The organism is Paenibacillus sp. 1A_MP2 (assembly GCF_052244825.1).
Classification (GTDB): domain Bacteria; phylum Bacillota; class Bacilli; order Paenibacillales; family Paenibacillaceae; genus Paenibacillus; species Paenibacillus vandeheii.
Map to the genome: position 1 here is coordinate 6,549,638 of NZ_JBQQCS010000001.1, position 25,712 is coordinate 6,575,349.

At 44.0% G+C, this 25,712-nt stretch carries 26 protein-coding genes; 10 read left to right on the forward strand and 16 right to left on the reverse strand.

The annotated features are described in order from the left end of the window. Positions 1-1,098 precede the first annotated feature (1,098 nt). On the forward strand, positions 1,099-1,635 hold the full coding sequence (locus ACTWJ7_RS32195) for a hypothetical protein (protein WP_443146245.1): 537 nt from the start codon (positions 1,099-1,101) through the stop codon (positions 1,633-1,635). A gap of 1,097 nt (positions 1,636-2,732) precedes the next feature. Here ACTWJ7_RS32195 and ACTWJ7_RS32200 read toward each other — a convergent pair. The 9 genes from ACTWJ7_RS32200 to ACTWJ7_RS32240 all read right to left on the reverse strand — a co-directional run bounded on the left by ACTWJ7_RS32200 (position 2,733) and on the right by ACTWJ7_RS32240 (position 8,666). Next, positions 2,733-3,767, reverse strand: coding sequence for an LLM class flavin-dependent oxidoreductase (locus tag ACTWJ7_RS32200; protein WP_301882417.1), 1,035 nt, complete (start codon positions 3,765-3,767; stop codon positions 2,733-2,735). Between the two features lie 161 nt (positions 3,768-3,928). Beyond that, complete coding sequence (locus ACTWJ7_RS32205; RefSeq protein ID WP_024632968.1) at positions 3,929-4,240, reverse strand: ArsR/SmtB family transcription factor; 312 nt, start codon at positions 4,238-4,240, stop codon at positions 3,929-3,931. Positions 4,241-4,479: 239 nt separating this feature from the next. After that, positions 4,480-5,157 carry an NAD(P)H-dependent oxidoreductase gene (locus ACTWJ7_RS32210; protein ID WP_301882420.1) on the reverse strand — a complete coding sequence of 226 codons (678 nt, stop codon included), beginning with the start codon at positions 5,155-5,157 and terminating at the stop codon, positions 4,480-4,482. Positions 5,158-5,408: 251 nt separating this feature from the next. Next, positions 5,409-5,867, reverse strand: a complete 459-nt coding sequence (locus ACTWJ7_RS32215) for a DUF523 domain-containing protein (RefSeq protein ID WP_024632966.1) — start codon at positions 5,865-5,867, stop codon at positions 5,409-5,411. A gap of 58 nt (positions 5,868-5,925) precedes the next feature. Further along, complete coding sequence (locus ACTWJ7_RS32220; protein ID WP_443146246.1) at positions 5,926-6,525, reverse strand: hypothetical protein; 600 nt, start codon at positions 6,523-6,525, stop codon at positions 5,926-5,928. A gap of 47 nt (positions 6,526-6,572) precedes the next feature. Continuing rightward, positions 6,573-6,800, reverse strand: a complete 228-nt coding sequence (locus tag ACTWJ7_RS32225; protein WP_443146247.1) for a hypothetical protein — start codon at positions 6,798-6,800, stop codon at positions 6,573-6,575. Positions 6,801-6,808: 8 nt separating this feature from the next. Further along, a complete protein-coding gene (locus ACTWJ7_RS32230) occupies positions 6,809-7,183 on the reverse strand; it encodes a hypothetical protein (protein WP_443146248.1) in 375 nt (124 codons plus the stop codon). Next, a complete protein-coding gene (locus ACTWJ7_RS32235; protein WP_079348848.1) occupies positions 7,180-7,758 on the reverse strand; it encodes an RNA polymerase sigma factor in 579 nt (192 codons plus the stop codon). Before ACTWJ7_RS32235 ends, ACTWJ7_RS32230 begins: the two co-directional genes overlap by 4 nt. A gap of 173 nt (positions 7,759-7,931) precedes the next feature. Continuing rightward, a complete protein-coding gene (locus ACTWJ7_RS32240; RefSeq protein ID WP_301882423.1) occupies positions 7,932-8,666 on the reverse strand; it encodes a class I SAM-dependent methyltransferase in 735 nt (244 codons plus the stop codon). 166 nt (positions 8,667-8,832) lie between these two features. Between ACTWJ7_RS32240 and ACTWJ7_RS32245 the strand changes: the two genes are divergently transcribed. Next, positions 8,833-10,188 carry an MATE family efflux transporter gene (locus tag ACTWJ7_RS32245; protein WP_079348846.1) on the forward strand — a complete coding sequence of 452 codons (1,356 nt, stop codon included), beginning with the start codon at positions 8,833-8,835 and terminating at the stop codon, positions 10,186-10,188. Positions 10,189-10,331: 143 nt separating this feature from the next. Here the strand turns inward: ACTWJ7_RS32245 and ACTWJ7_RS32250 are convergent, their stop codons facing one another. Together ACTWJ7_RS32250 and ACTWJ7_RS32255 are read right to left on the reverse strand one after the other, a co-directional pair. Further along, positions 10,332-10,688, reverse strand: coding sequence for a FlxA-like family protein (locus tag ACTWJ7_RS32250; protein WP_285080269.1), 357 nt, complete (start codon positions 10,686-10,688; stop codon positions 10,332-10,334). A gap of 128 nt (positions 10,689-10,816) precedes the next feature. Beyond that, positions 10,817-12,037: a TraB/GumN family protein gene (locus ACTWJ7_RS32255; RefSeq protein WP_301882425.1), complete on the reverse strand. Its 1,221-nt coding sequence runs from the start codon at positions 12,035-12,037 to the stop codon at positions 10,817-10,819. 368 nt (positions 12,038-12,405) lie between these two features. On the opposite strand from ACTWJ7_RS32255, the gene ACTWJ7_RS32260 reads away from it, so the two are divergent. The 7 genes from ACTWJ7_RS32260 to ACTWJ7_RS32290 all read left to right on the forward strand — a co-directional run bounded on the left by ACTWJ7_RS32260 (position 12,406) and on the right by ACTWJ7_RS32290 (position 19,130). Further along, a complete protein-coding gene (locus ACTWJ7_RS32260; protein WP_024632959.1) occupies positions 12,406-13,263 on the forward strand; it encodes a carbohydrate ABC transporter permease in 858 nt (285 codons plus the stop codon). After that, on the forward strand, positions 13,260-14,144 hold the full coding sequence (locus ACTWJ7_RS32265; RefSeq protein ID WP_301882427.1) for a carbohydrate ABC transporter permease: 885 nt from the start codon (positions 13,260-13,262) through the stop codon (positions 14,142-14,144). Before ACTWJ7_RS32260 ends, ACTWJ7_RS32265 begins: the two co-directional genes overlap by 4 nt. Before the next feature lie 50 nt (positions 14,145-14,194). After that, the gene (locus ACTWJ7_RS32270; protein ID WP_443146249.1) at positions 14,195-15,016 is read left to right on the forward strand and encodes an ABC transporter substrate-binding protein; all 822 of its coding nucleotides are present in this window, start codon (positions 14,195-14,197) and stop codon (positions 15,014-15,016) included. Continuing rightward, on the forward strand, positions 14,986-15,585 hold the full coding sequence (locus tag ACTWJ7_RS32275) for an extracellular solute-binding protein (protein ID WP_443146446.1): 600 nt from the start codon (positions 14,986-14,988) through the stop codon (positions 15,583-15,585). The genes ACTWJ7_RS32270 and ACTWJ7_RS32275 overlap by 31 nt, the downstream gene beginning before the upstream one ends. A gap of 131 nt (positions 15,586-15,716) precedes the next feature. Further along, positions 15,717-16,724 (forward strand): LacI family DNA-binding transcriptional regulator, encoded by a 1,008-nt coding sequence (locus ACTWJ7_RS32280; protein WP_301882430.1) that lies wholly within the window; start codon positions 15,717-15,719, stop codon positions 16,722-16,724. Positions 16,725-16,757: 33 nt separating this feature from the next. Further along, a complete protein-coding gene (locus tag ACTWJ7_RS32285; protein WP_301882431.1) occupies positions 16,758-17,750 on the forward strand; it encodes an N-acetylglucosamine kinase in 993 nt (330 codons plus the stop codon). Between the two features lie 54 nt (positions 17,751-17,804). Further along, positions 17,805-19,130, forward strand: a complete 1,326-nt coding sequence (locus ACTWJ7_RS32290; RefSeq protein WP_301882432.1) for a 6-phospho-beta-glucosidase — start codon at positions 17,805-17,807, stop codon at positions 19,128-19,130. Between the two features lie 349 nt (positions 19,131-19,479). Here the strand turns inward: ACTWJ7_RS32290 and ACTWJ7_RS32295 are convergent, their stop codons facing one another. From ACTWJ7_RS32295 to ACTWJ7_RS32315, 5 genes are all read right to left on the reverse strand, one after another. After that, the gene (locus ACTWJ7_RS32295) at positions 19,480-20,709 is read right to left on the reverse strand and encodes a glycosyl hydrolase family 8 (RefSeq protein ID WP_301882434.1); all 1,230 of its coding nucleotides are present in this window, start codon (positions 20,707-20,709) and stop codon (positions 19,480-19,482) included. A gap of 739 nt (positions 20,710-21,448) precedes the next feature. After that, complete coding sequence (locus ACTWJ7_RS32300; RefSeq protein WP_443146250.1) at positions 21,449-21,805, reverse strand: hypothetical protein; 357 nt, start codon at positions 21,803-21,805, stop codon at positions 21,449-21,451. Continuing rightward, on the reverse strand, positions 21,802-21,924 hold the full coding sequence (locus tag ACTWJ7_RS32305; RefSeq protein ID WP_301882438.1) for a hypothetical protein: 123 nt from the start codon (positions 21,922-21,924) through the stop codon (positions 21,802-21,804). Before ACTWJ7_RS32305 ends, ACTWJ7_RS32300 begins: the two co-directional genes overlap by 4 nt. 485 nt (positions 21,925-22,409) lie before the next feature. Further along, positions 22,410-23,210 carry a hypothetical protein gene (locus tag ACTWJ7_RS32310; RefSeq protein ID WP_301882439.1) on the reverse strand — a complete coding sequence of 267 codons (801 nt, stop codon included), beginning with the start codon at positions 23,208-23,210 and terminating at the stop codon, positions 22,410-22,412. Positions 23,211-24,242: 1,032 nt separating this feature from the next. After that, complete coding sequence (locus tag ACTWJ7_RS32315; RefSeq protein ID WP_301882441.1) at positions 24,243-24,815, reverse strand: Pycsar system effector family protein; 573 nt, start codon at positions 24,813-24,815, stop codon at positions 24,243-24,245. 101 nt (positions 24,816-24,916) lie between these two features. Here ACTWJ7_RS32315 and ACTWJ7_RS32320 point away from each other — a divergent pair, with 101 nt between their 5' ends. Further along, entirely contained in the window at positions 24,917-25,681 is a 765-nt protein-coding gene (locus ACTWJ7_RS32320) for an adenylate/guanylate cyclase domain-containing protein (RefSeq protein WP_301882442.1), read from the forward strand. The last annotated feature ends 31 nt before the right edge of the window (positions 25,682-25,712 follow it).

The following is a 25,712-nucleotide window of genomic DNA, read 5'->3' on the forward strand; positions in this document are numbered from 1 at the left end:
ATTTCATATAATACAGTGTGTTTAATGTCAAAGTAAGGGGAATTTTGTAAGTTCTTATTTTTTTTGAAAAATAATAAACTGATAATCTCCATATCGGGATCGTGCAGTTATTCTAATTGTCTCGAAAAGCATGCTTATTGGAATATACGAAAAACACTAATTTGGATACCCGTTCCTCTTCCGGACTATTCCCCAAAATCCCCATTTATACAAGAACTGCAAATGAAATAATCTTTAAAGTAGACAAGGCCCTCCGTAGAGGAACAAAACATACACTCAGATGTTCTATTTTTCCTTAAAATCAGGCGTGAATCATCAGCAAAATATTCAAGCGGATCGACAAGCTAGTTTTTTTTCCTAAGTACCCAATCCTCTAGTTGAAGGAAGCCTCATCCATATTATCTTTGAAGCAACTTTTTGGAATCCAAATCGATTCCTCTGTAGTAATGTGCTTTTCAAAGACCATATTTCTGTTTAGGAAGTTGCTGCAGCTGGATGATAATTGTAGCAAGACTGCATTATCAGTCTCCTTCTTGATGGATATGCTTGTTTCATACTTTGTTATAAATAGGAGTTTTTTAGAAAAAAGCTTCCAATGTATTTAGTACGACGACCAACATAAAACGGACCTCTTCTATCTCAGGAAGAGGTCTGCGTTTATTGATTACTTTTATCTAATTATTGTTGTTTTCTACATAAAAGGTACCCTATTAAATAGGAAAGAGCAAAGCCACATAAGCTTATAAACATATAATCAAGCCAAGTTTGGTTTTGAGTAAATATGTATTGTAGTAGGCCCAGAGGAGTAGCGGCCACAGCGTTCACATTTCACATATAACAATATGTAACTTTCCCGGTGATCTGCAGCCCCTCCATCCGAGCACAGGTCTCATGCTGTCATTCAGTATCTTTTTGCTGGGGAACTGGCCTATGATGGTTTTGCTACTCGATGTCTGAGAGCTATGTTAATCTGACAATTAATAACTTAAATCCAACCTTTTGCGTGAAATCCAGTGATAGATCTTTAGACGGCATTCAATTTGATAATATCGGGGTGAGGAAAAGACGTGTCAGAAAATATAGAAAAAATAATTATGGGTGACAGTAAGGAAAAAGAGAACAGCAAACAGCTCTTTCAATCGTGTAAAACGTGGCAAAGGCGGCATGGTCACTGCTTTTAACTTGATGAGCAGATCAGAGCAGAAGGAATACGCGAAAACAAACGATGGCCCAAATTATAATGTTTATGGGGAGGTTGTTCCAGTAGCTTATCTTTCGCAATTACCTCAAGAAATACGCCTGAAAAGCTGGGCTAAGTGGAATGAACTATTCTTTTTGGAAGACATCATGAAAGTATGGTCCGTTCAGACTTCGGATGAACTTAATGATATCTTAAAACAACTTGAAATACCCGAAAAAGAACTGCTTGAAGATGAGAATAAGGTAAATCAGACACCGGACTTCCAGATCAGGGAATCTTCTTTAGTGTTGTCCTTAAATGATCTCATAGCAGATGATAGTAACTCAGCTTTTATCTATGATTTCTCAGGGGTATATGAAGCAGCGCAAGTAATTTCTCAATTAGAGTCCATAACGAAAGAACTTAAGAAACACCAGAATAAATTATATATCTGAACCACATCTTCGAAATCGTTCTGAGTTACTTCGTTAAGGTAACACCTCAAAGTTTCTATTGTTCTTACCTCCTATTTTAATCACTAGTTTTACTACCTTGTTTTTTTATTGAGTTTGATGAGTTAACGTGTTTTTGTATTCTATGTATCTAATATTATTGTATTCTATAATAAACATTGAGCTAACCTGCCCGTTAGTTGAATGAAATAACGGACAAAATAACGGATTAGATACACACCTAATCGGCAATAGGAACAAGTTCTTGTCCCTTAACTAACATTTCCCACCACTCATTCATTATTTTTGTATAACTCAAAAACAACAAATTAACGATAACAAAGCATCACAAAGTACGATCTTGGCATATGTTTTCATCCTCCAAAAGAAGATTCATCATTTTCCCCCTTTCTTTGCTAAAGTGCTTATTGGCTAGCTTGTTTTATTCATTTCGAGTGTTGAAGCTTATTTGCTCAAAACAGACTCACAAATCATACCTAGATATTTATCTAATAGGAAATGGGAACAAGTTCTTGTCCAATACGGCAATCGGTACAAGTTCTTGTCCTCAGCAGCTAGTTTCAGTCCGATATTTCGCTTTTTTAATACCTAGACACCGGTGTAGATATATGCCTATTCGGCAATAGGAACATAATACGGTAATGGGTTCAAGTTCTTGTCTCTAAGAATGACAAATCAGCATAAAGTACGATGTCTGTATATGTTCCCCTCCCTTTGATCTAAAAACCACTGTCAGTTGTTCCATAACAATGTAAACATTTTCATGAATTATGGTACTTAATGAGGTTTTAAGTGCATGTACCTAATGTTTAGATGCACATCTAATCGGAAATCGGACTATGTTCTTGTCCTTGGCTCGGGACACGAACTTGTACCGATAACATAAAAAAGCCGCTAAATTAGCGACTTCAATGGGACTATGTCCTTGTCCTCCGACAATAGGTCTCCTTTGAAAAATATCCCTACCAAAAAACGGCTCGTCTCCAAAAAGAGACAAACCGTTCATATGTCAGCTGCATCCGCATCTATGATTACGTTGGATGTTGCGCTTTAGCTTTTACTTATACTTTTACTTACGTTTATGCTTTTCCCGCCAGTTGAGCGATCAGCTCATACGAATGCAGGCGTGCCTGATGATCATAGATCATCGACGTAATAATCAGCTCATCCGCTTGGGTCTGAGCGATAAATGATTCCAGTTGACCCCGCACGGTTTCCGGAGAACCGTTCACAGCTGCTTTCAGCGTCTGCTCTACACCGGTTTTCTCACGATCTGTCCATTTGCCTTCCATATCGGCTGGTGGCTGCACCAATCCTGTTGTGCCGCGAATAATGTTCAGGAACTGCTGCTGCATCGTTGTACCGAGCCATGCTGCTTCTTCGTCGGTATCCGCAACGACAGCATTTACACCCACAATAACATGGGGTTCCTTCAAGTGATCGGATGGCTGGAAACTGCTCCGATACGTTTCAAGTGCAATCCGGGTGTAATCCGGTGAGAAGTGGCTGGCAAAAGCAAACGGCAATCCCAGCTGTCCGGCCAGACGAGCACTGAAATCACTGGAGCCGAGCAGGTAAATTGGGATATTCAATCCTTCACCGGGAACAGCACGAACGGGCGCATGATACGATGTAGCAGAAGCATCGAAGAAGGCTCTAAGCTCAGCCAGCAATTCAGGGAAATCTTCACCACTGTTGAGGTCTTTACGCAGGGCTAATGATGTGCGACGGTCACTTCCCGGTGCACGGCCCAGTCCAAGATCAATACGGCCTGGATACAGGGACTCCAGTGTACCAAATTGCTCGGCAATCACAAGCGGCGCATGGTTAGGCAGCATGATTCCACCTGAACCGAGACGAATGGTTTTCGTTCCTCCCGCGAGGTAACCAATCACAACCGAAGTGGCTGAAGAAGCGATGCCTGGCATGTTGTGATGCTCCGCTACCCAGTAACGGTGATATCCCCAACGCTCCGCGTGCTGAGCGAGATCCAGACTGTTGCGAAGCGCATCCGCAGGTGTGGCCCCTACAACGACAGGTGCCAGATCCAGAATGGACAATTTAACGTCGTTAATATGTTTTTTATGGGATGCAGCTGTGTTTTCGGTAGACATGATATATAGTTCTCCTCTGTAGTTATATTTATTTTTGTATATCCAGATATATAGATGTAAAAGCGTAAAAAAATGATGTGCAGAGCTACTCCTCAAGCCGTTTACATCCGGACGGAATACCCGCTTGCACCTGCATTCTTGCTTCCGTCTCGGCGTCCGGCTTATAGCTCGTGCTGTACGTACTCGGCAAATTGACGAATAGTTTCTTCGTTGCGGCGATAATACGTCCACTGTCCCCTGCGCTCGGAGATCAGTAACCCGGCTTTGAGCATGGTCAGCAGATAGCTGGATATGACGGATTGAGCCAGTCCGGCCTTCACCTGAATCGTACCAACACATATGCCGCTCTTTCCTGCATCCGGATGCTGGGATAGCTCCAGCGGTGGAAAGTGCTGCTCTGGGTTCTTGAGCCACAACAGAATCTGTCGACGTGTCTCGTTGGATAATGCTTTGAATATGAGTATAGTTTCCATGGGTACGATTATACCGCCTTTCTTTCATTTTGCAAACTAGACAGACCGATTCGACGAACGAACCGGCCTGCCAATAAATTCATGGGTATGCGTTTAGACTAGATTGGTAAGCCGCTGCCTCCAAATAACGGATACCGCTGAAGAACAAGTGATCTACCGCTCCAATGCCTACAAAATCAAAGATACCCACACTCGGAAGTCATTTTTATGCTGGTAGTCATGCCGATTTGTTCGTAAATTCAATCAATCCACTGAGTGATTTTTTCCAAAGGCTGACGGGATTTCTCGCGTGGCGGATCTTCCGCACGATAACCAAAGGCTGCCATAACGGAAACATCCCATAGTCCATCCTCCAGCAGACCTTCTTCTTCCAGAATCGAATGTACGCCCTCATAGTTAAACCCTTCAATTGGGCAAGAATCGATACCAATCAGCGCTGCCGCAGTCATCATATTGCCGAGAGCAATGTAAGTCTGTTTGGACGCCCAGTCCAATAAAGTACGGGGATTCTCCAGCATTCGTTGGTTCTTTTGAAATTTGCCATAAGCTTCACGGGTCAACTCGAATACGTCATTCGGCATGCCCTTAATTTCCTTCAGCATATATTCCGCGTAAGGTGAGTCATAACTTGCATCGGATCGCGCCAAAATAACAATAAAATGGCTGGCCGCTGCCAATTGTTTCTGAGCCCCGGAAGAAACTTCGGACAGACGCTTGCGCAAGTCCGGGTTTTGCACAATCAGAAATTTCCATGGCTCCAATCCGATCGAGCTTGGCGACAATCGTCCCGTTTCCAGAATATACTCAAAATCTTCAGCCGAAATGAGACGTGAAGCATCAAACTGTTTGGTTGCATGCCGAAAATGGTAAGCGTTCAAGACGTTTTCTTTTGTAATGGCGTTTGCCGAAGATTCCATATGATCTGCACATCCTTTTCTTGTTTATGTTCATGGTTTAAAACTGAATGCCTGAGTGTTATTTTAGATTCTATACTCATAAAATAAAAGTACGCACAATGTTGTTTCTTAGTTCATAAAAGTAACTATTGTTATCTAACAAGGTTTTTCTATGGTTAAGTGCATGCCCTGTTGTAACCAAAAACAAGTCGCCATGGATCTCCTGCTCCCCAAGGCGACTTATCTGTGATTCATGTCAGCGATGATGATGATTACAGCTGCTGCATAAACTCATTTTCCGAGATGACCGTAAACCCCTCTTGCCGCAGCAAAGCAGAAGTAACCCCTTCGCCCACAACCTTGTGGTTGGCAAAGTTGCCATCGTAGATCATCTGTGTACCGCAGGAAGGACTGAATTCTTTGAGCACCACACAGGTGACATCCAGTTTCTGCGCCCATTCAAGTGTCTGATAGGCTCCTTTAATGTATAGATCTGTTACGTCGTTGCCACTCTTCTCAATGACCTTGGCTGTACCTGCCAGCACATCCTTGCCCGTACCGCCGATAATTTCAGCTGGCTCCCGCGGGGTGGAAAATCCTCCAAGCAGCTCCGGGCAGACCATCTTCGCCTGTTCCTGCTCCACAAGCTCCTGAATCTTTGCATCCAGACTCGCTGTTCCGTTGTAACGGCAGGCTACGCCAGCAAGACATGAACTCACCAAATATTTCATCGTTATGCTCCTTATGATCCAATCATCTATTAAATTGATTGTACCATATGGGTCAGGCCTAGAGGTCAATTCTTGTAATCATTGTAATCCGTGCATCGTCTTCATATCGAACCTGAAAAGTATTGTAGATCTTTGTCTCTGCTGAACGAAATGTGACCATTCCAGGCGTGTTTGGATCTCTTTCAAGTTTATATTTATCAAGATCGATATTGAACATTTGTTTGATTACTGGTGCTGCGTTCTGCCTGATTACACTTTCCTTCATGTTACGTAACTTCTCAAAGTAAAGCTTATACTCTTCCCCAGTTTCAAGGTCTGGAATACCCCACTGGAAATCCATTACAGTATAGCCGTTGCTAAATCTCCCACCAATTCTACTTACTAAATACCGATCTCCAAAATACAGGTCCGTTGTATCTTCAAGCTTCTTGCCATTTTGTTTAAAAATTATATCTTTCAAATCCGGTGCAGGCTCACCAGACAAGGCTTCAATCGACATTCTGGCTTCTGTTATTAAATCTTGTGATACAGTATCTGAACTCACACTACCAGAAACGGATACTGCTTCATCCCTCGTCCATTCGATACTGCCCCTGCCCCTACTATTCTCCAAAAACACTGTTGTGAACCATACCGGTTTTTCCTGACCCTGCTTCATTTTTACATAACGTCTGGCTGAGATCGGTTTTAGCGTAGGGTCACTTTTTATTCCTTCAAGCAGTGACGGAATTGACGCAAATAACGGTGCTCCAGCTCATTAGCCGACATCTCCCGTCTCATCTGTACCTCACGTAGATTGCCTGTTGCCGCATCAAGCCAGATCAACGCATATTCTGCATCGCCCTCTTTTCCAGCCTCGACAGACACTCTTCCAGAGACAGGCAGGTCCTTCACTTTGGTTATAAGTAATTGTTTGCCAAGATAGTCTCGCATCGTGACGGCTACATTTTTTTCATCTTGTCTGTGAGCAGGCTCATGCCGGCGTCATCCGTAAATTGCAGCGCTGCTGTGGGATATACCGTTTCAATCACAGGGTCCACAATCTGTCCGTTCCAGAGAATGACAACCGCTGCCACGGCTGCTATCGTCGTGTACGCCATAACGGCTCTTCGGGAGCGAAAACGACGTCTGTGTTGATTGGGCAGTTTTTTTTGCTCGTTAGACTTATCCCCAGCATCACTCATTTTCTGTGCAGATCCCGATTTGAGCCAGGCTACCTGACGAAGTACGTTCTGCTTATGCTCTTCGGTAAAAGGAGACGCCGCAAACGGCTCCTGCCGAACTACTTTTTCCCATTCATCATCGATATGTTTCATTCGCTTCGCTCCTCCCACTGTTTCCGTACTTTGGCCTTCGCCCTCGATAGTCGCGATTTGACCGTTCCCGCGCTGATGCCCAGCATTTCCGCAATTTCCCCCGTCGTAAGCTCATACTTCAGATGCAGCAAAAGCAATTCCCGGAATTTGTCCGGCAGAGCCATGACGATGTCCCAGATTTCATGAACGTGCTCCCTGCTGATCGCCTCGGCTTCGGCAGAAGGGTGAACAAATTTTTCGGGCTTCATCTCGCCTTGGCTCGCATTAACCTGTTCCGTGTGGATTGGCAGGGTTTCTCCCCATAAACTGCTGCGAAAAAATCTGGATTTCCGGTATGTAAATGTCGTGTTCCTAGTAATGGTCAGCAGCCATGTCTTCAATGAGCATTCTCCTCGAAAATGGGCGATCCCGGAATATGCCCGGATAAACACTTCCTGTGACAATTCATCCGCCTGCTCGGTACTTTTGGTCAGAAAGTACGCGTAATTCCATACGTCGTTCCCGTAGTCATCCATCATGCTGCTAAGTGTGTAATTGTCGATGGTCTGAGCATGTGCCAGATATTGATAGTCCAACTGATGTTCACCTCACTTAATAAGACTGCGTCCAATCCGGTTTGGTTCCCCAACGCCTTATTTCTTTCCCCCTCTCCTGCAAAATAAAATAAACCAGCAAGGTCCACATGTGCTGAACGCGCTGGTCTATCTATGAGAAAGCCAAATAAAATTCAATCTGATGCGCAAGCTGCTCACACCTTAACCGCAGCAATCATGAGAAACATCGGTCGACGACTCTCGTCTCGCATACCGGGAACCTGCTCCATCATCTCCGGGGATGGCTTGGACTCGGCTACCTGTTGAATGACAAACCCCGCCTGAATCAATTCATTCAGATGCGTCGCCAGCGTCCGGTGGTATTTCACCACGTCCTGATTCAGAAAGTTCGCTACCCGCTGCCCTTCCTCATGATAATGATCCACAGGCCAGTACAGTATCTCACCCTCAGGTCCATAATGCCAATCCTGCTCCGCCCGCGCAGTGAAGATGGGATGTTCCGCAGACAAGACAAACGTGCCTCCGTGAACGAGACATGCATTAATTTTGGCATAGACCTGATCCAGACGCTCGATATAATGCAAAGCCAGTGAACTGATCACCACATCAAATTGTCCGGGTGCAAAATCAATATCCTCAATCGCCATGCGTTGGTACTCGATATGAGGGTCATCCGTCATCTCCCGTGCACGCTGCAACATATTTTCAGACAAATCCACGCCAACCACCGAACGTGCCTGCTGCTCACGTGCATATCGACAGTGCCAGCCAAAGCCGCATCCCAGATCCAATATGTTCTTGCCCTTTAATTCAGGCAGCATCGTTTGCAGCTCATGCCACTCACCAGCTGCCTCCAGTCCTTGGGTGGATCTAGCCATCTGACTATAATTGCCGAAAAATTCGGCTTCATCATATTTGTTTTGCTTCATAAAGTGATCCCTCCCGTGTCATAAAAGATGCCCCATTAACTCTACCATATAAACGATAATCTTTTGGAAAAGTTGCCAACCAAAATCATGGCATGTTATTATACAGAACGAACGTTCAGTATAATATAATACAGAATGAACATTCAGTATATTAACGGAGGTCACCATGAACACAAATTGGACGCATCCATTAGAAAGGCAATCTGTAGGTAAGGCATTTGTAAGCTACCTCGTGCCTTCCATATTAGGGATGCTGGTTATCGCTTTCAACTTTATTATCGACGGCATTATGGTTGGACACAAACTTGGATCTACAGCGCTGGCCGGAATCGGGATTGCTTCTCCTGTCTATACGCTTTTTGTAGCTATGTCGCTATGGATTGGAATGGGCGGAGCTACCTTGTATTCAACTTACATGGGGAAGAAAGACCCTGCGACAGCGAAGCAAATCTTCACCAAATCCATAACGATCATTTTGCTGATTACGATGGTCATCGGATATACGGCCTATACATTCAAAGATAAGCTGGTCTTCGCCCTCGGTGCCAATACCGAAACATTCCCGTTTGCTGCGGACTATATGAATATCATTTTGTTGTTCGGTTTCGTTTTCACCATTGAGAATGCACTCACTATTTTTGTTCGGAACGACGGAAATCCCAATACATCCATGTATGCTCAGATTACGTTTGCGGTAGCCAATATTGTACTCAATTATGTAACGTTATACGTACTGGAATGGGGTGTCCGTGGCGTGGCGATTGGCACAATCGTATCGGCATCTCTGGCGCTTCTCGTCCTGCTGACTCATTTTTTCAAAAAAACAAATAATCTTAAATTGACCCGCTTCAGATGGAATACCAAACTGCTGGGTTCCATTGTGCTCATTGGTTTCCCCAGCTTCCTGGCTGAACTGGGCATGTCCGTCTTCTCCATCGCTCACAACATTTCACTGGATCGGATTGCGGGCACGGATGGCGTGGCATCCTTTACAGTCCTGAACTATATTCATGGCGTTGTACTACTGGCATTTCTCGGCCTGGCGTCCGCTGCCCAACCTTTGGTCAGTTATTATCATGGAGCCAAACAGATGGATCGGGAAAAACAGACCATTCGCTTAGCCTCCAGAACGGCTCTGGCATGTGGGGTTCTGCTGTTGCTTGTTGTACAACTGGGCGCACCTTATTTTGTGCAAATCTTCGGGAACTTCAGTGACAGCGTGACGGATAACGCCGTGTACGGTTTGCGCATATTTACTTTTGCATACTTGTTTATGGGTATTAACTTTGTCATGAGCACGTACTTCCAATCTGTCGGGAATGCCAAAATGGCTATCTGGATTACGGCTGCACGCGAGATGATTATTATGGTTGCCTTGATTGTTATCCTCCCTTCATTCTTGGGTGTCACTGGTGTATGGCTTGCCGTTCCGCTATCTGAAATGATGGTTCTGGTGACTATTGGGATGTACTATAAAAAACGATCCATCTCTGAACGGATAAACAGTTTAACGATTGAATAAAGCATGTACATGTGAACAACCAAAAGACCTGCTTGATCTACAGAGATCAGGCAGGTCTTTTGGTTAAGGCAATCAACTCTATTTTTATCGATTGGCTCGTTTAATATGTTTACCTAAGGTTTTTAGATTGATACTATATTACTTTATACCCGAATATCGAATCGGCCATTGCTGTCCGTCGTGGCATTTGCAATTTCTTGCGGGGATGCGGCTTGCATGCCATTGTTCGCAGGTTTGGCTGGCGGCGCTTCTTTGGTTCCGGTTGTACCGCTGCTCTGGGCGCTTTGCTGCGAGATTTGAGCTTCGATTTGCTTGATTTGCTGCTGCAGCTGCTTCGTTTTGGTCTCCTTGGTTTTCTCATCGTCCTTGCTGGATTGTACCTTCTCCAATTCGGCCTCAAGCTTCGTCTTTTGTTTTTCCAACTCGCTTGTGCTGTTCGAACTGGATGAAGATGTGGATATGTAGGATGTCGTGGAACTTGCTGCTGAAGAAATATTCATCGTTGATCTCCTCCTCTTTCTTGGTTCCACTATATCCCATCCAGACAAAAGGAACGTTAAATTCAACTGAAAGGTTGCTGAATGATTAGCTTTCAAGTCGTCCTAAGGGGGACTTTTGAATAGCGCATTTATTTGCGCACAACGTTATACCCTTTATCCTTCAACAGCTGGATAACCCCATCCTTACCCAGGAAGTGGCCTGCGCCAACTACGATGAAATATTCCTCTTTCTTGTCGGATTTCAGGTAGCCATCGATTTTGTCAGCCATCCCGATATTCCGGTCAATAAGCATCGCTTTGTTATACTCTGGATCTACAGCCATGCTATTGGTGAATTCTAGCAATCCCTGGTCATCCCCGGTTTTCCACATTTCAGCCATCTGGTCGACAGAATCATCAAGGACACCAAAATTATCGATCACAGCGTTCAGATTCTTCTCTTGCAGTTCATTGGAGAAATGATCGAACATGCCTAACTGGGATTCATAGGATTCCAGTTCCAGCACGGGCAATTTTCGTTCAACGGCTTTCTGTATGAAATACAGATCGATACCCGCAGATGCTTCGTATCCGGCCTTCACTGATTTCAGACTGCTGAGAGTCGATTCCGCCACCCATGGTTTAAATGCATCAAGAGCATTGACTTGCAAGCCACTTTGCTTCAAAATGGCACCGAGTTTAGCATACGTTTCCTTGGACACATGATCCTTCAGCGTTGTCCCGTCCTGATACATCCCCATATCCATAATCAGCTTCTGCTGCGCTTCATCGGCAGCTTTGCTGATATCAATCTCCACACCGAGATAGTCGGCTTCGGCAAAAGCTTCTTCAAATTCTTTACGTAACGGGTAGAAGCTATCATCTGCAATATGCATGGAACCTACCAGATACACCGTATTTCCATTATGTTCGACTTCCCACATAAAACCGCGGGCGCCGGTTTGGACAGCTTCCGTCGCTCCACCTTTGGAGACCAACAGAACGGTGCGCGTTGTCCCATCCCAGCGAACTTCATAACCAGCTGCATCCCCGACGATACGGATCGGAGCATACGTTACGCCATTGATTCGTGTAAGTTTACTTTTAAGCGTGATTGTTTTGCCATCCACTACGGCAGTGATCTTGTCATCCGTTGCAGTTGTCAGCTTTACCTTCATCGCGTCAAGCGTGGTACGCAGCGGAACCAATGTGGTTCCCTTATCCATAATCGGCACTTCTGTCGCATATTCTACTGCCTGATCATTGACCTTGACGGAAGTCTTCTGTGGAGCCGCCATAACTGGTACTGCAGATGCGAGCAAACCTACCGAGACTGTAAGGGATAAGAGCATTCGTTTCCAATTTTTCATATTATGTATTCTCCTTCATTCACAATATATTTCTTTTTTGGCATCATTATCTTTATTATAACACAGCAAAAAGTCCGCTCTCTAAAAGTCGGCAGAGTGGGCTATGTGAGTACTTCAGAAGCGTCAACAAAGGTAGCGCTTTCAACTAACCAAAAAAAGGGTTGATTATTGAGAAATCATCCACTATGATAATGTCATCAGTCCGGCTACAAAAGTTAAAGCACTTTAACTTTCAATTACATAACATCATATGAAACCTTTCATTTAAGGAAACTATCTCCCTAAAGTTAAAGCGTTATAATTTTATGTCCAATAGAAAGGTTGGTGTTTATGTGACCCATCGCGAAAGCCGACGGCAGACATTTTACATGTACCTCTTCATCTCTCCATGGCTTATCGGTTTCATGGTGTTTGCCTTGTATCCGATTCTGTCATCCCTTTATTACAGCTTCACGGACTATGATATTATCCACCCGCCGAAATATGTCGGACTCGCGAATTACAACGAAATGTTTCACAATGACCTGTTTTGGAAATCTGTTGTCGTAACGGTGCGCTATACATTTATCAGTGTACCGATCCAGCTGCTGCTGGCACTCGGCTTTGCTCTCCTGCTCAATACGAAAATACCGTTCCGCGGATTTTTCAGAACCGCCATGTATTTTCCGAGCATGGTATCCGGCGTCGCGATGTCTCTGCTGTGGTACTGGATTTTCAACCCATCGATCGGTCTGTTCAATTACGTGCTGTCCTGGTTCGGCATTAGTGGCCCATCCTGGCTCATGAGCCCCGATTATGCGCTTTATGCACTGATGATTATGTCCTTCTGGACAGTGGGCTCAGGCATGATTCTGTTCCTTGCGGGACTTCAGGGCGTTCCTGCCAGTCTCGTGGAAGCCGCCAAGCTGGACGGTGCGGGACGCTTCCGGATATTCCTGAACGTGACGCTGCCCATGATTTCACCGGTACTTTTGTTCCAGCTGATTATGGGCGTCATCGATTCCTTCCAGGTGTTCACGCAGGCATATGTAATGACCCAAGGGGGTCCAAACTACTCGACCTGGTTCTACGTTTACAACCTGTACACCAGTGCCTTCAAGGAATACAGGGCAGGATACTCCTCGGCACTCGCGTGGGTGCTGCTGATCGTTGTCATGGCGTTTACGGCGCTCATTATTAAACTCTCGAATCGTTATGTTCACTACGAAGGAGGCGGACGCAAATGAGCACAATTCCGACTGCCGGCCCAGGGGCTACACCTTCTGTGAGTAAACGCCGTCGCAAAATCGACGCGGTTAGCATTGCCAGCTTCATTGCCCTGGTGGTCACTACTTTTCTCATGCTCCTCCCTTTGTTTTTCATGGTCTCGACCTCGCTGAAATCGAAGAAGGAACTGCTGAAGTTTCCTCCAACCTTTCTGCCGGAGTCCTGGCAGTGGAGTAACTACAGAGAGATTTTCGACACGCTGAATTTCGGTCAAATGTATATGAACAGTCTCATTATTGGCATTTTGACCGTTGTTGGCACCCTGTTTTCGTCGGCGCTTGCAGGCTATGGTTTCGCCAGATATCGGGGCAAGGGCAGCAACTTGTGGTTCATGCTCATGCTCAGCACCATGATGCTTCCCTATCCGGCGATTATGATCCCGCAGTTCATTCTCTTTTCCAAGCTGAACTGGATCGATACCTTCCTGCCGCTGATTGTCCCTGCATTTTTTGGTTCGGCATACAACATCTTTTTGCTGCGACAGTTCTTCTCCACGCTGCCGGATGAGCTGTTTGACGCCGGACGCATTGATGGCTGCAGCGAGTTTCGGATGTGGAGACAAATTGCTTTGCCTCTGTCCGGTCCGGCGCTTGCAACTGTTGCGATCTTTGCATTCATTTACAGCTGGAACGATCTTTTGACACCTGTGCTCTACTTAAGCTCATCGGATAAGTTTACGCTTCCGGTCGGTATGTCTTCCTTTACCTCTTCCCGTTTCCGGATTCCGCCGTGGCACCTGCTCATGGTTGCCTCCGTGCTCGCCATGCTGCCAATCGTGGCCCTGTTTGCGATAGCCCAGAAGCGGTTTGTGGAAGGAATTGTACTTACAGGCATCAAGTAAGGCTCCGCCGCAGGGGCGGCAAAAACTTGAATATATGGGGACTGTCATTCATGAAAAAGATAAGGATCAAAAAGACTTTTGCACTTTTGCTTGCGACCAGCATGCTCGTCGTATTGGCACTGTCCGGCTGCAGCGGCGGTAAATCAGCGGGAGATGTAGTACCTGGTAACGATGATGATAGCGCTAAATCCGGCTCCTCCGGCGAGCAAGTAACCATAACGCACTACACTATCGATTCCGAGGATCGCACCTTTATTGAGAAGCTGATTCCCGATTTTGAAGCCAAACATCCGAACATTAAGGTCAAAGTCGAAAAAGCTCCTTACGAGCAGTTCGACAGTAAGCTCCAAACGCTGATTGCCGGCGGCAAATCGCCTGACGTCACAAGCCACTATGGTTACGGTGGTTTTGCGGAGTATTACAACAAAGACATGCTGCTCGACATGAACGACATGATTAAGGAAGACGGATTTAAGGCGTCCGACTACAGCATCCCGGATGACCTTATGAAAATCTATACTGTTAAAGACCATGTCTACGGTATTCCGGTCAACATGTACGTCACTCTGATGCTCTATAACAAAGACATGTTCGACGCTGCCAACGTTCCTTATCCTCCAAGCGATTATGAGGACAAGAGCTGGACGTTTGACAAAATGGTCGAAGACGCGAAGCAAATGACACATGTGTCCAACGATATTGCCAACACTCAATATGGCGTTGACTTCACATGGTCCGAGCGCGATATGCGTCCGCTCTATTTGGAGCCGAACCTTACTCCCAGGATACCTGGACCAACGGCGGCGTACCATCCGAAACTTATTTCAATTCGCCGGAAGTCATCGCAGCCTATAACAAGCTGTTCAACCTGATTTTAAAAGATAAAGTGTCTCCGACAACGGAATGGAGCAAAAGTGTGGCGGGGCAAAACGGCGATGCATTCGTAACCGGTAAGGTGGGTATGACCGTTAGCGGCTCCTGGAGCCTTGCCGGCTCGAATGACTTTCCGTTCAAGGTTGGCGTGGCAGCAGTGCCTGCCGGCGGCAATGACAAGGTCCGCAGCGTGCTGTTTGTCGATCCGCTCTTGATTCTGAAAGGCTCCAAACATCCGAAGGAAGCTTTTGAATGGATCAAGTACCTGGTCAGCGACGAGGTTCAGGAAAAATCCATTGACCTGAGCGGCGGCAATCCTCCTGTAAATACGAAGGCAGCCGAGACCTATTACAAGCATTTTGAAGGCATCGATCCAGCAGATGTGAAGAAGGTTTACGAAGGCGCAGTGAAATACGGATTTGAATCCTACAACCACCTGATCACCCACTATTCTCAGATCAACGACATGTTCATCAACGAGATGCAGCCGATCGATACAGGACACAACACCGTTGAAGAAGTGATGCCGACGATTCAGAAAAAGGTTATGGAAATTATCAACCGTTAACGCCAGACATTGTGCCGTCCCGCAAGGGGCGGTGCATCTACTAAATTAGCTTCGCGGCTAAGCCTCCGTACATGTATACTAGTGTTAAATCAATATAAAGTACGGAAAATCTGCCGCAAGGAGAATAAACAATGAAGGTTAGTATATTTGATGTAGCAAAAAAATCAGGATTATCCGTTGTGACGGTTTCCCGGGTACTCAATGGTGCCGAATCCGTTCGTGAGAAAAATAGACAAAAGGTCCTTGACGCCATTAAGGAGCTTGATTACCATCCCAACGCTGCTGCGCGGAGTTTAGCCCGCGGCAAAACAGGAATCGTCGGTTTGATCATGACCACTCTTCAGGATTCCTTCTTTGACGCCGTCGTTAAGGAGCTGAACGAAGTGCTTTCGCTTCACGGCTATTTTCTTGCCGTTTCGGTCTCTACCGGCATTGGCTCGGATGAAACTCATTACCTGATCCAAGAGGACCGGGTGGACGGTCTTATTCTGCTCTCACCGATAGAAGAAGATAACTACATTGTAGAATTGAAACGGCGCAATATCCCTTATGTCCTAATCGACAATCAGAAGCCGGAGAATGATGCTTTTTCCGTAACGATCGACAACTACAAAGGCGGCTATGCCGCTACAAAGCATCTGCTTGATCTGGGCCATACCTCCATCGCACACATAAGCGGAGATGACATGTTCCGCAGTACGAAAGAGCGCCGCAGCGGTTTCCTGCAGGCACTTAAGGAACAAGACCTGGCTCCGTTTGACATGATCACAGGCGATTTCGAAATCGATTTTGGTTATGACATCTGCCGCAAATGGCTGCGTGAGGGGCGCCTTCCTTCCGCGGTGTTCGCGGGCGATGACCATATCGCGCTCGGGGTTGTGAATGCCCTAATGGAAGAAGGCATCAAGGTGCCTGAACAGGTAGCAATTGTCGGCTATGACGATCAGTATATTTCATCCAAGCTGCACCCCCATCTGACAACGGTCCGGCAGCCTGCCGACCGCATTGGGATTGCTGCTGCGGATATGCTGCTGAAACGTATGGACGGTACGATGAAGCGCGGGGCTAATGTGCGAATCGACCCTGAACTCATCGTGAGAGAATCTACTGGATCGCCAACAGAAGATACGACCGGATAAAAAATATAACCTTATATATAGGAGTGACGACCATTGACTTACTACTTGGGAATCGATGGGGGAGGAACAAAAACATACGCCCTGCTGACTGATGATTGCGGCAATGTGCTTGGCAAAGGCGTTGGCGGCAACGGCAATCACCAGATTGACCACGCCTTGGCCTCGCAAAGCATACGGGAAGCTGCAGAAGGAGCCCTGAACGAGGCAGGGTTGCAGATTCATGAAATCTCGCACACCTTTTTCGGGCTTGCAGGCGCAGATCGGGAGATAGATTACCGAATTCTGCACCCTCTGGTTCAGGGAATCGGATTCACCCGGAATTACTCGATTGACTGTGACACGATGATCGGCCTGCGCGCAGGCACGAACCGCCCTTACGGGGTAGCACTGATTTGCGGTACAGGCACCAACTCCGCAGGCCGCAATCCGGCAGGAGAACATGTACAGATCGGCGGTTTTGATTATATGTACGGCGATTTCGGCGGCGGGGGTTCCCTCAATATTGAGGTGTTCCGCTCTGTCATCCGTTCTTGGGACGGCCGTGAACAGACAACACTCCTGACTCCCCTCCTGCTGAACTTCCTTGGACATGATAGTGTCAGCGATATGTTCAATGATTTCCAGGATCACGGCAAGCATGTGCCTGTCCATGCTGCGAAGCTGCTGTTTGAAGCTGCCGCACAGAACGATGCTGTAGCTCTGGAAATTCTGAACCGTCAGGGCGCCGAGCTTGGTAAATCAGCGACTGCTGTCATCCACAAGCTCGGAATGGAAAAGGACACCTTTGACGTGGTACTGGCAGGGAGTCTGCTAACAAGGGGAGATCGCGGGTGGATTCGCAGCAAGGTTGAACAGGCTGTCGCAAACGTTGCTCCAAATGCGACCATCGTAACCTTGGCCACAGAACCTGTCGTCGGTGCTTTATGGTCTGCTATGGATGCGGACGGACATACGGTAAGCCATGATGTATATGACACAATGCGGACCTTCCGCGAATTCAAACATATTAAGCAAACAACAAGATAAACGTCCATAGGGACTGTCATCATAAAAAATTCTAAAAAGACTGGAGTGTGCAAAATGTCAAACGAACAAGGACTAAAAATAGCGGTAATCGGCGGTGGATCTTCCTATACTCCGGAGCTCGTTGAGGGGTTCATCCTTCACCATGCCGAGCTTCCGGTACGCGAGCTGTGGCTGGTGGATATTGAGCCGGGACAGCACAAATTGAACATTGTCGGCAACTTAGCCAAACGCATGGTGGAGAAATCCGGTCTGCCGATTGAAGTTCATTTGACGCTCGACCGCCGTGAAGCCATCCAGGGCGCGGACTTCGTCAGCACGCAAATGCGTGTCGGCATGCTTGATGCCCGTGGCCGCGATGAATCCATCCCCCTGAAATACGGCGTGATTGGCCAGGAAACCACTGGTCCCGGAGGCATGATGAAGGCGCTACGGACGATTCCGGTCCTGCTTGATATCTGCCGTGATATTGAAGAACTCGCTCCTAATGCCTGGCTGCTGAACTTTACGAATCCGGCGGGTATGGTCACGGAAGCGATTCTGAAGTATTCCAACGTTAAAAGCATCGGTCTCTGTAATGCGCCGATCGGCCTGATCAAGCAGACATCGGCCAAATACGGCGTAGAAGCGGACCGCATCTATGCCGAGTTTGTCGGCCTGAACCATCTGCACTGGATTACGCGTATCGATGTGAACGGAGAAGACAAACTGGATGAGATGCTGGCCGATACGGCCAGTTACAGCGCGAAGAACGTACCTGCACGGGAATGGAATCCGGAATTTCTGCAATCCCTGCATGCCCTGCCTTCCTACTATCTGAAATATTTCTATATGACCGATGCCATGCTCGAAGAGCAGCTGGAATCCTTACAAACAGGCGGCAACCGTGCGGAAGTAGTTAAACGCGTCGAAGAAGAACTGTTCGAGCTATATAATGATCCGGAGCTGAAGGATAAACCAAAGCAGCTGGAGCAGCGCGGCGGCGCCTTTTATTCCGAAGCAGCCGTGAACCTGATGCGCTCGCTCTATAACGGAACGAATGACATTCAGACGCTGAACGTTGCCAATCAAGGCATCATCGACTTCCTGCCAGACGATGCCAGCATTGAAGTCAACTGTGTGGTTACCAAAACCGGCCCGCTGCCTCTGCAGCTGACCAAGGTTCCTCCAATGGCCGTCGGACTGATCCATGCGGTTAAAACCTATGAGCGCCTCGCCATTGATGCTGCCGTGACCGGTGATCGCGGATTGGCCATCCAGGCATTAGCCCATCATCCTTTGGTTCCTTCGGTCGAAGTGGCGATTCAGATGCTGGATGAAATGCTCGAAGCCAACAAGGAATATTTACCGCAGTTCTTTACTGAATCTACAGCTAATGCATAATAATTCGGCTATGATCCACTCTTCGTGATGACATAATAAAAACGCCTAACGATGTATATTTACAGAAGACAGACCATATTTAAATATTATTTTTTTAGCGATTATAGGATGGTTATAAAATGGTTCAGCTTCGCTGATATTGATAGATTCTATAACCTTATACGAAACCGCCATATCCCATGATTTTCTGAGATATGGCGGTTTTACGTTTTATAGACACTTGCCCATCTATATCGCTTTGCTCAAATCATTCATCAAATGCATTCTCCTAGCTCATCCATAAAAAAGCAGGCAGGGAGCTAATCTCCCTGCCTGCTGGCATTCGAGCAATCACCCAACTTCAAGTTGCTTAGTATGTCCACCAGTTGCCGGACATCACGATCATGGAGAAGAGCTTGATGCTGTCTTCATAGTAGCCCTCATTGGAGCTGCCGGCCGTTTTGGTCCAGACGGAATTCAGCCAGCTTTGGTTCGTGGACGAGGTCATAGCGCTGACACCAAACGGTGCATAGAACGCGCCGCTACCGCCGGAACCTGTGACCGTGCCGTTAAGTTTATAACCATCTTTCACACTGCTAGGGTTGCCGCTTACTTTGGTCGAGATCCAGCTATTCATTTGGTTGAGCTGATTGAGCGCCCGACTGTCACCAGTCATCAGGTAATCCGTTGCGATCCGCCAAGGTGTACGACATGAATTGTAATCGTAGTTGCCGTCGTTCGCCCCTTCCAGAAAATCGGCTGAAGCCGGCTTGTACGTCGAGCCCGACAGAACGACGAAGTCTGGAAGCAATCCGGTTGATGAGCTGTACCCGTTGTATAAGGAGTTGATGATGGTATAGGTTTTGTTGATCACGTTTGTCCATTTGGCATCACCTGTTGCTGCCTGGAACGCCTTCAAGTGATTCAGCATAAAGTCCGATGGACGGGTAGCATTTTTGAACGTGTTATCCGTTGCCCAGTCGCCAAGACGCAGCGTCCATTGCGACTGATTCACGTCACTTTGCATAATAGCATTGATGATGTCCTTGCCCGCCTGAAGGTAGTTGATACTTCCGCTGCTACCCCACTGCTTGTCCGCAAGCAAGAGCGAATAAGCAATGTCCATGTCTCCATCCGTGGCCGAATCGGCACCTTCAATGTTCTGGAAGCTGCTGTTTTGTTTCCAAGCCATCAGTTTCGAATTGTTGGCGCTTGGATGAGCCTTATAATATTGATATAGTCCGTCAAAATAGGTCTGCGCATTGCTGTCATAACCCGCCAATAGAACCGTTGCCAGCATTCCGTACCCATGTGCCTCAGATACGGTATCCCCGTTGGACTGATACTTCACATAATACTTTCCTGTGCCCGCCGTCTTCAGATACGCTGATTTCCAGCTGTCCCATTTCGCTTTCACGGCGCTGTCCATTGCACTTTGCGTAACATGGTTCGGCTTGATCGAACCGCTGGTATATGTCGTGTGCTGCGGGAACGGCTTGTTTGGAGCAGCGAAAGCAAAACTCGCCGGAATTAGAAGAAAAGCGAGACAACACATCATAACAGCCTTGCTGCTAAACGAAAATCCCCTATTTTTTCTCATAAACTTACACTCCTTTTAGGTTTATATGGGTCTTGATCCATGACATAACCTTTAAGCCAAAAATTCAGTGCAGCATCTGGATGGTTTAAACAATGATTTGATACTCGCTAAACCATAATCACCTCCGTCTTAAAGTTTAAGCGCTTTAACTTTTAAAACGCTTACATTTATTTTAAATGTTCTTCTAATATTTGTAAACAGATATTTCCGCGATTGAATCTAAAGTCCTGAATTGACATTATACAGTAAAAACCCGGGAACGAATGTCCCGGGGTTTGCTTGCCTTTATACTTACTGTCTTACGTCCATTACTGATCATTGACGTTACTGTCTGTCGTTCTACCACTGTTACTGCATTGTCTTGTCTGCTGTTGTGCTCAGCAAAAAAGCTTATGTATTGACACACATTTTCATAATTAATGAGAAAAAAATTTATTATAACATTTAATCTTCTCAGTGATTTTCACAATTAGTGAGAAAAAACGAAAAACTCACTTTGTATCTTTATGCATGATAATGGATGCGGATTTTAGCGAGATATTCTTCTTAATTTTACACAGCAAAAAGACCACTATCTAATATTAGATTACAGTCTCGGTTATAATACTATATTCAGTTAAATTAAATCGCTATTCGTTTTGCCTTCTATATTAGAGTCTTCTACTGAAACATAATCCTTGATCCAACATGTATGGTATTAGAACTACTCCAACAATCTGGCTGTTAATACTAACTTATATCACTTATTTAATGTAACTTTTTCTAGCAATATGTGATGGAAACTCTGGATTTCATCACATGCATAAATAAATTTCACTCCCACTCTTTTATTTAATTCTTTTAAATATTCAAATACTGCTAAATTTAACTTAGTAGATTCAATCTTCTGCGAACCATCAATTATCAGGAGTTTAATATTCATATTATGAAGTATTTCCTCTAAACGGTAACCTAATCCCATCTGAGTTGTTCCGAAGAACACAGGAACATTAAATTCCTGAAGCATATTTCGTAGCATATCGCTAGGAAATTTTAAATCTATCATAGATGGTTTCATATAATATGTACTAGTATTATCTTGACAATACTTCTTCATAAATTTGTTCTTTCTGAACCAGATAAAGCTGAAGTAAAGAAAAAGGCTTTATTATCATCTTGAACAAAATCTAAAATAGGCGACTTGTTTTTTTTATATTTTTCGTTATTCTTATTCACGCCTCCTAATATTAAAATATGAGAAGTATGAACTTAAAAATTAATCTTTATACATATATCTCAGGAACTGCTCAAACGACTTTTCATGTTACCTTAATCTCCTCAACTCTGGAGGAGGACAAGAACTTATACCGATAAAACACAAATAAAGCTGTTAAAATAGCAAGCTTCCCTAAAACAGTTTTTTGCTCCTCGGCACTGGTGTATCGATGAGATTGTAAAGTTTCCGGCATGTGGTCGAATGCGGACGCTGACAAAACTTGAATGAAAAAAGCCCCAACAATATCCTATTCAGATAATGTTGGGGTATATATAACTATCTGTTGAAAACAGACAAGTTTTTAATATTCTTCCGAGCCTTTCTATTGCATCAACCACATTTCAGAGTGAAGCTATAGTTTCTCCTCGGCCACCTGTTGTCAAACCGCAATCCGGATTGAGTCAAAAAAGCTTTGGATCAAGAACGCGTAAGCAACATCACAATATTAATTACTAACGATACTTCTAACTGTAAAAGTAATTTCGCCATTTCCAGCGTATTTAATATTAATCTTCGTACTTATATCATAATATCGACCTGAACATGTGCCCCATCCACCAGGACAGGTTCCAGCAAAGTTATACTCTCCAAGCGATTCAACAATTCTTGCGTTATTTGTTACTATAGAACTACTACCACTAACAGCTGCAGGAAAAATCGCTTTAGTACCTGTAATAGTTGTGCTGCTTATTTTAGCAGAGCCACTATTAATTGAATAGTTTGTTACCAGGTGCAACTCCCCAATTTTATATGGGCCCCACAGATCATGTCTAGCATCATTTTTGAAGGTTTGTCCAATTGAACCAGTATAGGTTTGTTCTCCAGTATCTTGGACTACACCTCGAGCTGACATTGTTGGTGTAGCTTCTATTACTCTCCCGTCTTCAGAAGTAAGGTTATTTTCAAGTACAGAAAAACTTCCATCTTCAAAAAGAGTTACCATTTTTGAGCCATCAACATTAAACTTATCTACAATTTTAGAAGTATCCCATTTTTTCACGTCAAGATTATTAATATATTCCTTCTCTACATCAGGATTACTATTGAATATGTCCTGATATTTTTGATAAAGTGGCAAATCATTAACTGCCTCTTCATTTTCATTGACAATGAGATCCAAAATCTGACTTTGTAATTCTCGAATTTCATTTGGATCTAAGATTTCTTTAGTGTTAGCTGAACTAACTACTGGCATCGAAAGCGTAAGAATTATTACCATTGAGATGATAAATTTAATTTTTTTCATTTTTACCTCCTGAATTATGTAAGATTAATATTTAGTATTTCATATTAATTTTAATATGTAAATAATGTTAAAAGATACATATTAGAATATTAACATATACAATATAGGTTTAATTTATATACTAAGGTATAAATGATGCTAATTTGTTTAATATCAAAAAGAAAGCATTTATATATGACCTTGACAGAATATCTGGAATTAAATATTATAAACAGAAATTCGGGAGGTGTATGAATGAGTTTTTTATGGTCCGCAACAATAATTCAATTAATTTTTGTGTTGGGTGTTGTTTTTATAGTCTACTTTTTTATTAATATGAACAATAAAATAAAGAAAATTAATAGTAAATTGGATAGCATTGAACGCAAATTAGATAACAATTAGAGAGTTGTATGAATATTCGAGGTATTATATTAATCGCATAACAATGCATAAACATACATTTCCCACTAATTATGACAACGCACAGAGGGAAATTGCAACCATTTGCCTCCCACCACTATCCGGCACTAACTACTGTACCAACCGAGTAATATGCACCGTTGTCTGGTCCCTTCGCTGATTCCCATGTCACTACAACAAAAAAAATAAGCGAAGGGACTACTTTTAGCAGTCCCTTCGCTTATTTATATCATTTTCACCTGTTCGATAAGAAGATTGCCACTTATAGAATAATAACAGCTCAGCCCCTGTATAAAACAGCATAAATATACATTCTCACTAATTATGGCAACGCCGCACAGCTGTTGTCTGTGTGTGCTGTCATAATTAGTGAGACAGTTTTAGAGAAAAGGCCTATTGTAAGGCCTTTTCTTTCTGTGTATTTTCATAATCAATGAGACACATTTTAGAATACGTATCTAACCTGTGCTGTATTTTCACAATTAGTGAGACTATCTGCTAATCCACTTTTGTATATTTATGCATCAGTGCTAGTACTGTTTTATTTAACATATCACCACAAAAGCTGTACATAGCAAGTCCTCTCTCTTTGGAACATGACAACGAGCTCTAAAGTCGTCATTGCATATATTATGGTTTCACGATCGGAATGAAGGAAATAAACTTATAAATCACCAGAAAGACTAATCCGAACTTCAATAATGTTATTCCATGGTTATACACTCTAAATTTCGTAGTGGTAATAAAGGAGTTTACATAAATTTGTGTGTTCATATCATTCCTTAGCTGTTCCACCTTCACTTCATTTAAATCATCCACATATTCTTTGTATTTTCTATCCGCAATCCCTCCCCAAAACAGCAGAGATTTTTTTTCCAGGCCCCGTTGTCTAATCTTCTTTTGATCCACCTTTCCTCGAAGTGTGTTGAGGAAAGCCCAGAGCGCCAAGGTAATACATACAATAGCAAGAAAAAAAATTAAAATGTGGACAAGTCCTATTAAAGATTGAGTCTCCTTGTAATCGAAGTGATAGTACAGGTAGTCTACTGTTTTCTCTATAGATTCATTGGATAGAACAAAACCTAGAATAACTCCTGTAATACTTAACAGAAAGGATGCCTTGGCGTCCACGTTCCCAATCCAAAAAGAAGTACGCTCTAAGATCCCACCAATTAGTGCTTTTTTTTCATGCTCATCTTCCATATATAGATCTCCAGTCTCCCACTTAACAATATATAGTATTATTTTCATTTAAGTATGTTAGAATTAATTATACAATAACTTATCATTCAAGGAGTGACTTTATGGAATCTAATTATAAAGCATTTAACTTTGAAAAAAGCCGTGAACGTCTTGATGACATTCTAAATTCTACAAGTTCCTTTGAGGAGAAAGATACGATTCCCTCGCGTGATGAACTTACTTACACTAATGGATACTACGTTAATTGTAGTTCTTTGTTTATCGATCTAAGAGATTCTTCCAAGTTACCTGAGAGACATCAATCTAAGGTGTTAGCAAAAATATATAGAAGCTACATAAGTGAAGCTGTTGCAATTATAAATGGGGAAATTAACTGTAAAGAAATTAATATTGTTGGAGATTGTGTATCTGCCATTTTTGAATCTCAGTATAAGCACCAAATAGATGGGGTATTTTCAACTATTGCCAGACTAAAAAGTCTTATTGATGTTTTAAATTACAAATTAGAAAAAAAGGGGTATTCCACGATAAAAGCAGGGATCGGTGCTTCCTATGGAAGGGTCCTTATGGTTAAAGCTGGATATAGTGGATCAACAATAAATGATGTTGTTTATATGGGTGAAGCGGTAAATAAAGCTTCTAAAATGTGTTCTAAAGCTAGTAAAGAAATATCATCACCCATTGTAGTGACATCTGTTTTTTATAGTAATCTTAATGAGCACAACCAAAGCTTACTCACTCACAATTATTATGATGATGTTTATCATGGCGATGTCTTTAATGTCGAGATGAACGATTGGCTAAAGGAGCAACGTAAAAAGGATGAGGAACGAAAGAAAAAGGATTCTTGGAATTCTTGGTTGTAGCCCTCCTCTTTCAAATAATACAGACGTAGGT